This window comes from Patiriisocius marinus, from assembly GCF_008974325.1.
Lineage (GTDB): Bacteria > Bacteroidota > Bacteroidia > Flavobacteriales > Flavobacteriaceae > Patiriisocius > Patiriisocius marinus.
In genome coordinates, this window is the sequence record NZ_BKCG01000002.1 from 351,070 (window position 1) to 364,665 (window position 13,596).

At 32.9% G+C, this 13,596-nt stretch carries 10 protein-coding genes; 4 read left to right on the top strand and 6 right to left on the bottom strand.

Annotated elements, in window-relative coordinates; translation table 11 throughout:
* Positions 1-122 precede the first annotated feature (122 nt).
* Complete coding sequence (locus GBH57_RS06600) at positions 123-3,302, top strand: cytochrome c biogenesis protein CcsA (protein WP_151673300.1); 3,180 nt, start codon at positions 123-125, stop codon at positions 3,300-3,302.
* Positions 3,303-3,392: 90 nt separating this feature from the next.
* On the opposite strand, the gene GBH57_RS06605 is transcribed toward GBH57_RS06600, so the two are convergent.
* A complete protein-coding gene (locus tag GBH57_RS06605) occupies positions 3,393-4,580 on the bottom strand; it encodes a 7TM diverse intracellular signaling domain-containing protein (protein ID WP_151673302.1) in 1,188 nt (395 codons plus the stop codon).
* Positions 4,581-4,729: 149 nt separating this feature from the next.
* Positions 4,730-6,124 (bottom strand): class II fumarate hydratase, encoded by a 1,395-nt coding sequence (gene fumC, locus GBH57_RS06610; RefSeq protein WP_151673304.1) that lies wholly within the window; start codon positions 6,122-6,124, stop codon positions 4,730-4,732.
* Between the two features lie 235 nt (positions 6,125-6,359).
* Between fumC and GBH57_RS16090 the strand changes: the two genes are divergently transcribed.
* A complete protein-coding gene (locus tag GBH57_RS16090) occupies positions 6,360-6,527 on the top strand; it encodes a hypothetical protein (RefSeq protein ID WP_162851985.1) in 168 nt (55 codons plus the stop codon).
* A gap of 70 nt (positions 6,528-6,597) precedes the next feature.
* Here GBH57_RS16090 and arsC read toward each other — a convergent pair whose 3' ends face one another.
* The 4 genes from arsC to prfB form a co-directional block, all read right to left on the bottom strand.
* Positions 6,598-6,936, bottom strand: a complete 339-nt coding sequence (arsC, locus tag GBH57_RS06615) for an arsenate reductase (glutaredoxin) (RefSeq protein ID WP_151673306.1) — start codon at positions 6,934-6,936, stop codon at positions 6,598-6,600.
* Between the two features lie 5 nt (positions 6,937-6,941).
* The gene (locus tag GBH57_RS06620; RefSeq protein ID WP_151673308.1) at positions 6,942-8,048 is read right to left on the bottom strand and encodes a glycoside hydrolase family 3 N-terminal domain-containing protein; all 1,107 of its coding nucleotides are present in this window, start codon (positions 8,046-8,048) and stop codon (positions 6,942-6,944) included.
* A 13-nt stretch (positions 8,049-8,061) separates the two neighbouring features.
* Positions 8,062-8,553 carry a MepB family protein gene (locus GBH57_RS06625; RefSeq protein WP_151673310.1) on the bottom strand — a complete coding sequence of 164 codons (492 nt, stop codon included), beginning with the start codon at positions 8,551-8,553 and terminating at the stop codon, positions 8,062-8,064.
* A gap of 16 nt (positions 8,554-8,569) precedes the next feature.
* Positions 8,570-9,680, bottom strand: a protein-coding gene (gene prfB / locus GBH57_RS06630) for a peptide chain release factor 2 (RefSeq protein WP_151673311.1) whose coding sequence is annotated in 2 segments (ribosomal slippage) — positions 8,570-9,616 and positions 9,618-9,680 — 1,110 coding nt in all. Because the reading frame shifts where the segments join, the coding sequence is not laid out codon by codon here.
* 243 nt (positions 9,681-9,923) lie between these two features.
* On the opposite strand from prfB, the gene GBH57_RS06635 reads away from it, so the two are divergent.
* Complete coding sequence (locus GBH57_RS06635; RefSeq protein ID WP_235904657.1) at positions 9,924-12,347, top strand: zinc-dependent metalloprotease; 2,424 nt, start codon at positions 9,924-9,926, stop codon at positions 12,345-12,347.
* A 41-nt stretch (positions 12,348-12,388) separates the two neighbouring features.
* A complete protein-coding gene (locus GBH57_RS06640) occupies positions 12,389-13,414 on the top strand; it encodes a threonine aldolase family protein (protein WP_151673313.1) in 1,026 nt (341 codons plus the stop codon).
* Positions 13,415-13,596: the final 182 nt, after the last annotated feature.

Sequence of the window (13,596 nt, forward strand, 5' to 3'; positions counted from 1 at the left end):
AATATACCTAAATAGCTCTTCCATTTTTAGAAACGTTAAAATGGGTATTTAGAAGCTTTCTTCTAGCTTGTTTCTTCTCTTTTAATCTCATTTTGTAGTATTTTTGCACAAAAATTTTTCGCATGCAAAAGAAACTGGCTTCCATCTTGTTCTCCACACGTTTAACCGCAGTTTTATTTATCACATTTGCTCTTGCAATGGCTGTGGGAACTTTTTTAGATGCTTCATCTGAAACTTCGCCAACTCCTTACTCAAGGGCTTTAATTTATAATGCTTGGTGGTTTGAGGCAATAATGATCATTTTCGTTATTAATTTTTTAGGAAATATTGTTCGATATAAAATGTGGAGTAAAGAGAAAGCAACAACGCTTATTCTACATTTAGCTTTTATATTTATATTAATTGGGGCCGGTATAACTAGATACATAGGCTACGAGGGAATTGTTGAAATTAGAGAGGGAGAAACATCTAATGTACTCTTAACTCAAAAAACTTATTTAGATACGTTTATTGATGGTAATTATGTTGTTGATGGACAACAACAGCGAAGAAAACTACCTCTAAAACACGTAGATTTTTCTGATAGATTAGATAATAGTTTTACTATAAACACTGATTATAAAGATATTCCAGTAACAATTAGATATAAAGATTTTATAAAAAATGCTAAGTCTGGAATCATTGAAGATGAAAATGGAAAGGGGTATTTGAAAATTGTAGAAGCTGGTGATGGAAATCGTCATGATCATTGGGTAGAGTTAGGTACAGTGTCAAACATTCATAACGTTTTATTTGCTGTAAATAAGCCAACTCCTGGCGCAATTAATATTAAGTACGATAAAGCGGAGGATACTTATAGTTTAGAGTCAGCTTTTGGAGGAGACTATATGCGAATGGCTGATCAATTAAGAGGTAATGTTGTAAAAGATAGTGTACAGCCCTTAGTGTTAAGATCTCTTTATCAGTTAGCAGGTATGGCTTTTGTAATTCCAGAGCCAGTTTTATATGGTAGAGAAGGAGTGATAAAAGAAGACAAATCAATACCTACTGGACAGGATGCTTTAATTGTTGAAGTTAGTTCAGGTAACGATACAAAAACACTTGAGTTATTAGGAGGTCAGTTTAGACATCCAGCCCATAAAAATGTAACTGTTAATGGTATGGATGTATATATGTCCTATGGAGCAGAAGAAAAAGAATTACCTTTTAGTATTACGCTAAATGATTTTATAGCTGATAAATATCCTGGAACGGAAAAGAGTTATAAATCATTTAAAAGTAAAGTAACTATTAATAATGCTGATGGAACTAAAGAGGATAAAGAAATCTATATGAATAATGTACTAGATAAAGAAGGGTATCGTTTTTTCCAATCTGGTTTTGATCCAGATGAGTTAGGAACTAAGCTTTCAGTTAATCACGATAATTGGGGTACTTGGATTACTTACTTAGGTTATTTCTTACTTTATTTTGGAATGATGGCTATATTATTTGATCCTAATTCGCGTTTCGGATTTTTAGAAAAGTACTTAGATAAAATTAAAAAGAAAAAAGCAGCACTTTCATTAATCGCCATTTTATGTATATCTAGTTTTGGTTTTGCTCAGGATCAATCTACTCAAAACCACGCGCATCTTGCAACTGAAAAGGTACAGCTAGACTCTATTATACTAGCGAACGCGGTAGATAAAGATCATGCTGCTAATTTTGCTCGTCTTGTGATACAAGATAATGGTAGAATGAAACCAGTAAGTACTTTTGCTAGTGAATTGTTACGTAAAGTAAGTGGAAGCAATACGTACGAAGGTCTTAATGCAGATCAAGTATTTATGTCAATGACACAGTATCCACGTTTATGGTCTCAAGTTCCTATTATCGCTTTAAAACGAGGTAATGATAGTATTCGTGAAATTCTTGAAGTTCCTAAAGATACTAAGCACGTGTCTCTATTAGATTTATTTGATGACAATGTTAGATTAAAACTAGAGCCTTACTTAGAAGCAGCAACTAGTACTAATACACCAAATCAATTTCAGAAAGATTTTATTAAAGCATATGAAAGTTATTATATCTATAACCAAGCTTTAAGTGGATCGATCCTAAAAATATTCCCGATTCCTAACGATGAAGGAAATAAATGGGTTGCTTTTTCTGAATTAGGTGAAACTAATATGAAAGGGCAAGATTCATTATTTACTAGAAACGTTCTTCCATTATATTTTGAAAGTTTACGAAACGCTAAAGACAGTAAAGATTATTCTAAGCCAGACGAAATTTTAGAGTTGATTAGAACTTTTCAAGATAAATATGGGAAAGAAGTGGTTCCTTCTGATGAAAAGATAACTACTGAAATTACATATAACAAGGTAGATATATTCAATAGATTGTATGAATATTTTACCGTTATAGGGATATTAATGTTCATTGGAATTATCGTTCAAATTTTTAGAGAAGGAAAAGTTGTAAATGGATTTGTCAAAACTTGTAAGTATATAATTTGGGCATTCTTTGTAGCGATGACTTTGGGTTTAATTGCGCGTTGGTATATTAGTGGTCACGCGCCTTGGACTGATGCATATGAGTCAATTATTTACGTTGCTTGGGCAACCGTATTTTTTGGTCTTGCCTTTGGAAGAAAAAGTGATTTAACTATTGCTTCTACGGCTTTTGTAGCTGCTATTATTTTATGGGTAGCACACAGAAATTGGTTAGATCCTTCAATTTCGACTTTAGTTCCTGTTTTAGATAGTTATTGGTTAATGATTCATGTTGCTGTAATTGTAGCAAGTTATGGACCATTTACTTTGGGGATGATTCTAGGAGTTACAGCTTTGATATTAATGATTTTTACCAATAGTAACAATAAAAAGAAAATGGAGCTTAACATCAAGGAAATAACAACTATTACAGAGATGGCTTTAACTGTAGGTTTAGTTATGTTAACTATCGGAAATTTTCTTGGTGGACAATGGGCTAATGAAAGTTGGGGTCGTTACTGGGGATGGGATCCAAAGGAAACTTGGGCTTTAATTAGTATTATGCTTTATGCATTTGTTATACACGTTAGACTTATTCCAGGATTAAGAGGGAGATGGACTTTCAATTTTCTTGCTATATTAATGTATGCGTCAATAATGATGACGTACTTTGGAGTAAATTTCTACTTAACTGGATTACATTCATACGCGAGTGGAGATCAACCTATTACTCCTACATTTGTATTCTATATAGTAGCTATATTTATGGTGCTATCTGTAGTGTCATTATTAGCTTATAGAAAGCACTATTTAAAATCTAAATAATATTTCAGTATAATATTAGAGTATAAAAAAACGCCAAGCAATTTCTACTGCTTGGCGTTTTTAACAATCTAATAAAAATAATTATGAAAATTAATTATAAAGGTAGTCTGGTTGTGATTCTAACAATCTGTAGTCTTCTTCTATAGCTTCACTAATTTCTAGTTTTTGATATAAGTCCTTTGTTATTAGCTCAATGTCTTCTTCTGTTGTGTTTAGTTTTTTCGCAATTTTAGCATTCTTTTTTCCTTCGCTAATATATTGTAATAGCTTAATTTCAAGACCATCAAGATCATATTGCATAATTAAGTTTTCTAAGTAAACATCCTCCATCATTTTAGCTAAAGAGTCTCTACTTAAAGTTTCCTGACGTTTTAAAAACAATTGCATTTCAGATTTACGAATTACAATTTCTTCTTTAATTACGTTCATTCTATAAACTATTGCATACGTCATTATTAGCATTTCGATAAAAAATGCAGTTTTAATATGTATAGTTTGTGTATTTAAAAACTCTATACCTAAACCGTGTAATAGAAAATAGTCAACAGCAAATAGTAGTGGGATACTACTAGTTATAACATATAGTTTGGCGTAATTTTTTTTATTGAAAAGTGCAACACCCACACAAAAGTAAATTCCTATTAAAACAAACGATAACACATTAGATACTATTACAAAAAATGAAATATCAGAATACCACGTACATAAAGCAGTGGTTGCCGCGATTGCAAATAATGGTTTAGTGTAGGCTTTTAACTTTGGGAAGCTATCTTCGGTAGATAGAAACGAGGCAGAAAATAATGCCATCATTCCCATAGTAAAGCAGATTAATGTTGTTGTTATTGGCGTATAATTAGATGAAATATCAACAACTAACAATGAAAGTAAACTATCTGCATTGAAAAAAAGCATTGCAAAAGCGATTAAAGCAAAGCTGAAATAGCCAAATACTTTATCATTAAATAAGAAGTAACACAATGAGTTAATTAATATTACCATCATCAAAAAACCATAGAAAAAACCTTGATTAAATAATGATATATTTAAAGCTGAAGCGACAGGTATTGAAGCTTCATTTAAAAGCGAGGTGGCTGCAGCAAAATTACTTGTAGATGTACTAATGGTTATTGATTGATTTGCGTCAAATCCCTGATTAAGGGTATTTTCAATCACACAAGTAATTGGTGGGTTAATAGATTTAGCAGTCTTTGCAAATGTGTTAAAGCTTAATATTAAAGCGAGTACACACAATAGGGGCGAACGTAGGTATAGTCTCATATTGTATAGGTTAAAATCAATTTGGGACCGGCAAGATACGAAATAATCGCACTTTATCTAGTTAAAATGCATTTAATCGATGAAATACACAAATAAAATAGCCGTATCGATAAATACGGCTATTTTAAAGTATGATATTTTATTTTTTTTTAGTGTCCAACCATATTTTCTGGCTTAACCCAAGCATCAAACTCATCCTCAGTAAGATATCCTAATCTTACAGCTTCAACCTTTAAAGTAGTTCCATTTTTATGAGCAGTATTTGCAATTTCGGCTGCTTTGTAGTAACCTATTTTTGTATTTAATGCTGTAACTAACATTAATGAGTTATTTAATTGAGTTTTAATCACCTCAGTATTAGCTTCAATTCCTGCAGCACAGTGTTCATTGAACGATACACAAGCATCACCTATTAATTGAGCACTTTGTAAAAAGTTAGCAGCCATTACTGGTTTGAAAACATTTAACTCATAATGTCCTTGCATTCCGCCAACAGCTATAGCCATATCGTTACCAATTACTTGAGCGCAAACCATAGTTAGAGCTTCACACTGTGTAGGATTTACTTTACCTGGCATAATAGAAGATCCTGGCTCATTAGCAGGAATACTAATTTCACCAATTCCACTACGAGGTCCACTTGCAAGCATTCTAATGTCGTTTGCAATTTTATTAAGTGAAACAGCTAGTTGTTTTAAAGCTCCGTGACTCTCTACGATAGCATCGTGAGCAGCGAGTGCTTCAAATTTGTTCTCAGCAGTAATGAAAGGTAGTTTTGTAAACTGAGCTATATAGCCTGCTACATTTAATGCGTAACCTTTAGGGGTATTAATTCCTGTTCCCACAGCGGTGCCTCCTAAAGCTAATTCAGCTAAATGCGGTAATGTATTTTTAAGTGCTTTTAAGCCATGTTCTAATTGAGATGCATAACCACTAAATTCTTGTCCTAAAGTTAAAGGAGTTGCATCCATTAAGTGTGTACGTCCTATTTTTACTACAGAACTAAACTCAGCTGACTTGGCTTTTAAAGTTTCATATAGAGCAGTTACTCCTGGTATTGTATTTTCTATAAGTTTAGTGTAAGCAGCAATATGCATTCCTGTAGGAAACGTATCATTAGACGATTGTGACTTATTCACATCATCATTAGGTTGAAGTGTTTTTTCACCTTCGCCTATAGTTTTACCAGCTAGTTGGTGTGCTCTATTAGCAATTACCTCGTTCACATTCATATTAGATTGTGTTCCACTACCTGTCTGCCAAATAACTAAAGGAAATTGGTCATCGTGTTTTCCAGCAAGAATTTCATCACACACTTGTGCAATTAAATCACGCTTCTCTTCACTTAATGCTCCAAGTTCACAATTAGAATAAGCAGCAGCTTTCTTTAAATAAGCAAAGCCGTATACTATTTCTAGTGGCATTGAAGCTGCACTTCCTATTTTGAAATTATTTCTTGAACGCTCGGTTTGTGCTCCCCATAAAACGTGAGCAGGCACCTTTACTTCGCCCATTGTATCTTTTTCAATTCTGAAATTTTCCATAGTTGTTTATTTAGGCTGCAAAAATACTAGTTTGTCATACAAGTAGAAAAGAGTAGAGGGCTTGGTTATTAACTTTTTTATACGATTGATTAACAGTATTTGCTCGTTTACAATGTTCTTCATGTAGGCTGATACTTCGCATAAAAAATTAGTTAATAAAAGTGGTTATTTTTTTTACTTTCTCATTTCAGATTAAAAAAATCATTTTATCTTTGCTAAAACTTAAACTACTATTATGTTCGATTTTGATCAATACCTAGGATTTCTCGCATTTTTAACGATATTAACTATTGGATTTTGGTTAATGATTTTCCTAGTATCAATTATCCCTTATTGGATAGGTGGACAATTGATTGAAAATATGAAGTTGAAGCGTGAAGCTAAAAAGAATGAAAATAACTAATTAACACTTAGTTCGATATATAAAAAAAGGAAACCAAATTGGTTTCCTTTTTTTATAAAATAATTACACTTTATAAGTTTAATACATTTTCAGGAGGTCTTCCTATAACAGCTTTCCCGTTTTTAATCGCAATAGGGCGCTCTATTAATTTTGGGTTGTTAATCATAGCTTCAATGAGTTGCTCTTCTGTTAGATCTTTTCCTTTATAGTTTTCTTTCCAAACAGCTTCATTTGTTCGCACTAATTTACGTGCAGGAATGTCTAGCATTTTTAAAATCTTTTTTAATTCGTCAATAGTTGGAACTTCTTTTAAGTATTCAACAATTGTAACCTCTTCATTAGCATCTTTTAGTACTTGTAATGTTTGTCGAGATTTTGAACATCTTGGGTTGTGATATAGTGTAGTCATTTTTATTAGTTATTTGCTTGTAATAATCCTAAAGCTAATTTCAATCTAATAATTTTTTTAACCGATTGATAAATCTGTTGTTTATAATTATCATCCTTTAGCATTTCGGCTAAAATAGAATTAATTGTGTGGGTTTCATCTTGAGGCATTAACAACATGTCATTACCGGCTTTTGATGCCACTAAGGGAGCGTTATCTATTATGGTTACTGCTTTCATGATATTTAATGCGTCTGTGATTACAAGTCCTTTAAAGCCTAATTTTTCTTTAAGCAGTCCAGTTACAATATTTCTAGAACAACTTGATGGTAGTCCATTTGTGTTGTACATCTCGTTATTATTAATTGTAATATGTGCCATCATTATAGATAAAACCCCAGCTTCAATTAATGGTGGATAAACATCTAACTCTTGTAAAGCTCCATCAATATAAACCGAATTTTTATGGGTATCTCCTTTAACAAGACCGTGACCAGGAAAATGCTTTGCCGTAGCAATAATACCTTGATCTTGCGTAGTATTAATGAACTGTTTGCTAAGTGAAATTACTTTCAGTTTATCATCGCCAAAGCTTCGGTTTTTAATGGCTTCATTTTGCGGACTTATATCTACCACTGGAGCGAAATTTTGTCTAAATCCTATTTCTAACAATGTTTTGTTGATAATGCGAGCAATTGAATCAGCCTGTACATTAGTTTTAATGTCAATAGTATTCATTAATGGTGCAGTACCTTTTAATCTTCCATTATACAAACTAGGTTCAGCATCAATAGAATAGAGTAGAGGTAATTGGTTTAATGATTTATTAATAGCATTAAGGCTATCGATTATACGTTTGTGATTTTCAATAGTTCCTTTTAGAAAAACAACGCCTCCTATTTTATTTTCTTGGGCTAATTTTAAAACTGTTTTTTCTGGTTTCCCTAATTCTCCTGCCGATGTAACAATCATTTGCGCAACTTTTGCTTCTTCGCTCAATGATTGAAAAATTTGATCAACACGATGTTCGATTTCAGGATTATAAGTATAGAAATCGTTTAGTTCAAAATCTTGGCTTTTTACATTGTGCATAAAAAGTATAGATAGTATTAATAAGAGTAGTGTATTTCTCATAGTGATGTAGTGCTTATATTTTATAAAGACTTCTTATTCTTTTAAAGTCTAATGTGTCATTCAAAATATAAAAATATTCGAGTTGCCATTTTTGACTTCTAAGAGCTTGCTTGCTTGTTGGGTTATCCCAACTAGGATAAATTCTAAAACCTCTTTTCCCATCTTTTTTTAAAGTTGAGATTATCCCGTGTTTAATTAATGCAGCCTTCGGAAAAACAAATTGTCCTTTATTTTTTGAATACTTAACGTTAATTACATAAAAGTCAAAGTCATCATTTTCATTAAAAGGAACAGTGATTTTGTCGTTATTTCTTTTCCAAAACGTAACAAATTGCCCAATTTTTTTAGGTGTAATCTTACCATTTCTGCAAATTACGGTACGCTTGTTTATTCTAAAATTACAAGCATTATAATCTTGGCCTTCATTTTCAAAGGTAAAGTTAGATATTTCTAATTTTAAAGGCTTATAAATTTTTGATTCTATAAGCTGTAAGAGATCATTCATTGAATTATAAAATGCGTTATAATTTATTGTCTGGCGTCCCTTGTTGTCCCATCATCATTAAATAGGCTTTTAAAAACTCGTCAATATTACCATCAAGTATAGCATCAGGATTGGTGCTTTCGTGATTTGTACGCACATCCTTAACTAATTTATAAGGTTGCAATACATAGTTACGTATTTGTGAGCCCCATTCAATGGCCATTTTATTTCCTTCAATTTCTGCACGTTGGGCTTGTTGTTTGCGCAATTCAATTTCGTATAATTGAGATTTAAGCATTTGCATCGCTTTTTCCCTATTTTCTAATTGTGAGCGCGTTTCAGAATTATGAATAATTATCCCGGAAGGTTTATGTGTTAATATGGCTTTAGTTTCAACTTTATTTACATTTTGACCACCTGCACCAGAACTGCGTGCAAAATCCCAAGAAATATCTGCTGGGTTTATATCAATTTCAATAGTATCATCAGCAAGAGGATATACGTAAACACTTGCAAAACTAGTGTGCCTTTTAGCGTTACTGTCAAAAGGGGAAATGCGTACCAATCTATGAACGCCATTTTCACCTTTTAGCCATCCAAAACCAAACTCTCCATCAATTTCTAAGGTCACCGTTTTAATACCGGTAACATCTCCTGCTTGAAAGTTGAGTTCTTTTACTTTATAACCATTTTTCTCTGCCCACATTAAATACATACGCATAAGCATATTGGCCCAATCACAACTTTCAGTACCACCAGCACCAGCAGTGATTTGAAGTACGGCACTCATTGCGTCACCTTCTTCGCTTAACATATTTCTAAACTCAAGCGCTTCAATAGCTTCAGAAGCTTCGTTATATCTATTTTCTACATTTTTTGCAAGGCCTTCACCTTCTTTAAAAAACTCATAAATAATTTCAGCATCATCAGTTAGCGCAATAGCTTTTTCATAATCTGTAACCCATTTTTTCTTAGTTCGTAACACCTTCATAAAAGCTTCAGCTTCTCGTGCATTATTCCAGAAATTAGGATCGAAAGTTTTTTCTTCGTCGTTTTGTATTTCTATTTCTTTGCGTTCAATGTCAAAGATATTGCCTTAACGCGTCCAGGCGGGAGCGAAGGTCTTGGAGTTGATCGTTTGTAATCATATTTGTATTCCGCAGAAGCGGTTACTTTTAAAAGTCATCTTATCGTGACTTGGTTATTAACAATTTTACTGTAAAAATACTTCTTAATTTGATAACCTCGTAGTTATGCTTTTAGAGATTGAGGTTAATGGGTAATTATTTTAGTAATTAGTGAGGTAATAAAATGATTAGTAGTTTGTACTTTGATATTTACTAAGGTATCAACAGTTTTCTGTATTTTTAAAATCTATCAAAACTCACAAAATGTTACAACGTTCAATGGTTATTATACTGTTGTTTTTCTTCGGAAATATGACAGTATCAGCACAATTTTTAGAATCAAAAAAGGATTTACAACACTTTTCGGGATTTTTCAATTTTCATTATTCTGAAATGGAAGGAAAAATTTATTTAGAAGTTCCTAAGAACAAAATAGAAATCGAATTTTTATATGCACATTCCCTTCGTACAGGGTTGGGTAGTAATGACATAGGTTTAGATAGAGGGCAATTAGGAGACCAAGCTGTAGTTAAGTTTGTTAAAAGCGGAAACCAGCTTTTGTTAATGCAACCTAATTTAAAATATAGAGCTATTACTGATAATGTTTTAGAACAAAAATCTATAAAAGAAGCATTTGCAACATCGGTTATTTATGGTGCAAATATCAATGAAACGAATAACAGTAGTTATATTATTGATATTTCGGCATTTATTATGGAAGATGCACACGGAATCGCAACTCGTTTAAAAAGTAAAAAAGAAGGGAGTTATAAAGTTGATGCGTCACGCAGCTCTGTTTGGATGGAACGTACCAAAGCATTTCCTAAAAATGTAGAATTTGAGGCATTACTTACTTTTAAAGGTACTCCTTCAGGACATAATATTAGAAGTATTGCACCAGATGCAACGTCAATTTCTGTGATACAACATCACAGCTTTATTGAATTACCAGACACCAACTTTAAGCCAAGAGAATTTCATCCACAAAGCGGAAGTTTCAGCATTGATTTTTTAGATTATAGTACTCCTATTTGGGAACCAATAAAAAAGCGATTTATTACAAAACATCGCTTAGAGAAAAAAAATCCTTTAGCATCAGTTTCGGAAGCAGTTGAGCCAATAATTTATTACCTCGATCCAGGTACCCCAGAGCCTATTCGTTCGGCATTATTAGAAGGAGCAAGCTGGTGGAATCAAGCCTTTACTGCAGCAGGGTATAAAAATGCATTCCAAGTACAAATGTTACCTGAAAATGCAGACCCTATGGATGTGAGATACAATGTTATTCAATGGGTACATAGAAGCACACGTGGATGGAGTTATGGAGGTAGTATTTTAGACCCTCGTACTGGAGAAATTTTGAAAGGACATGTAAGTTTAGGTAGCTTAAGGATTCGTCAGGACTTTTTAATTGCTCAGGCTTTAATGGATAAACCCTTTGCACAACGAGATGATAATCACAACCAAATGTTACAAATGGCTTTGGCTAGAATTAGACAGCTTTCTGCTCACGAAATAGGCCATACACTTGGCTTTGCACACAATTTTGCAGCTAGTGCAATTGAGCGATCAAGTGTTATGGATTATCCCCATCCTACTTTAAAACGTATCAACGGCAAAGTAGATTTTAGTAATGCGTATGCAACTGGAATTGGTATTTGGGATGAGCAAACGGTTAAATATACCTACGGAAATGCGCCAGCGGGAACAACTGAGAAGGAATTTTTAGCCTCAGTGTTAGAGCAATCTCGCTCTAAAGGACTCCGATTTATTAGTGATAGTGATGCAAGAGCAGTTAATGGAGCGCATGCAACAGCTCATTTGTGGGATAATGGTGCTAACGCGGCAACAGAACTCGAAAATGTATTGACCCTTAGAGAGACAGCAATTAAACAATTTTCTGTAGATAATATTAGAACAGGTGAAGCATATTCAGTACTTGAAGATGTGTTTGTACCACTATATTTTTATCATCGTTTCCAGACCGAAGCTGCTGTTAAATTAATTGGTGGGATGGATTATAATTACGCTGTAAAGGGAGACAATCAATTAGTTACTACTGCACTTCCAGTTTCAGAACAAATAGAAGCATTAAATGCAGTTGTGAATACATTACAGGCAAAAGCGTTACGTATTCCAGAAAATGTTTTGGCTCTTTTTCCGCCACGTGCTTATGGTTATAGAAGGGGGAGAGAAAGTTTTAAAAGCAATATTGGTGTTGCTTTTGATGCAATAGGTGCTGCAGCTACAGCAAGTGAAATGACATTGACCTTATTGGTAAACCCGCAAAGAGCCAATAGATTAGTACAGCAAAAAGCTATGAATACGGAGCAATTAGGTTTACAAGAAGTTTTAGACCACTTAGTAGATCGAATTTATAAATCAACAAAAGGAAGTGATACATATATAGGTGAAATAAATAGAACAGTACAGTTTCAAGTAATACAGCAGTTGTTTAATTTGTCAATTAACTCACAGAGTATTTCGCAAACCAAAGCCCTTGCTTTTAGTTCATTAAAAAAAATACAAAAATCATTGAAAAGAAATAAAGATGAGTTTTCAATATTTATAATTCAAGAAATTGAAAATTTCATAAAACACCCTGAAAATTTTAAACAATTAAAATCACCTAAAATTCCAGATGGAAGTCCGATAGGTAGTTTTAATTGCGGATTTTTTGAAAATTAAAAACTAATTAAAAGTATTATAAATCCTTACGGTATATAGATATGACAATAGATTTAAGAAGTGACACAGTAACTAAACCATCAAAAAGTATGTTAGAGGCGATAATTTCGGCTAAAACAGGAGATGATGTATATAAAGAAGACCCAACAGTAAATGAATTAGAAAGAAGGATGGCGGAAATGTTTGGTGCAGAGTCGGCCTTATTTTTTCCTACAGGTAGTATGGCGAATCAAGCAGCTATTAAATTACACACTCAGCCAGGAGAGCAATTAATATGTGATAAATGGGCACACGTTTATAATTACGAAGGAGGGGGAGTTTCTTTTAATAGTGGTGTTTCATGTAAGTTAATTGATGGGGAAAGAGGGTTGATTACTGCAGCGCAAGTAGTTGATAATATAAATCCACCAGATTTTTACCATAGCCCATTATCTAGTTTAGTTTGTTTGGAAAACACTACTAATAAAGGGGGAGGAGCTTGCTATAGTCATTCTGAAATATTAAAAATTAGAAAAGTGTGCGATGAACATAACCTTGGACTTCATTTAGATGGGGCTAGGTTAATGAATGCCATTGTAGAGAATAAAGAAGACCCTTCGTTTTATGGAACTACGTTTGACACAGTTTCAATTTGTTTAAGTAAGGGACTTGGAACACCACTAGGGACTGTTTTAGTAGGGCAGGAGCGATTAATGAAAAATGCGATACGTGTTAGAAAAGTTTTAGGAGGAGGTATGCGACAAGTTGGTTTTATGGCTGCAGCTGCAATATATGCACTAGATAACAATGTAGAAAGACTAGCTGAAGATCATAAAAGAGCTAAAGAAATTTCAGAAGTGTTAGAATCTAGTAATTATATCACTAAAGTAGAACCAACAGAGACTAATATTGTGATTTTCTATTTAAATGATAGCATTTCAGAAGATAGTTTTATAAGAGACTTAGAAAAAGAGCAAATAAGAATAAGTAATATGGGACATGGAAAGTTAAGAATAGTTACTCATTTAGACTATACTCAGGAGATGCATAATATGTTATTATCATTCCTTAAAAATTACTGCCTTTAACAAAACGTTAAGAATTCTATTTTCTCAATGAGAATCATCTTTTTGGTTGTTTTTTTTCGATGTATTTAGCGATTTTGACTATAAAAATAAAAATTAAATTACTCAACACGAGTTGTTTATCAGATATACCTACACTTTATCTGCATTTTGCGTAAAATAGTCGAAAAACTTAGAAATGAACT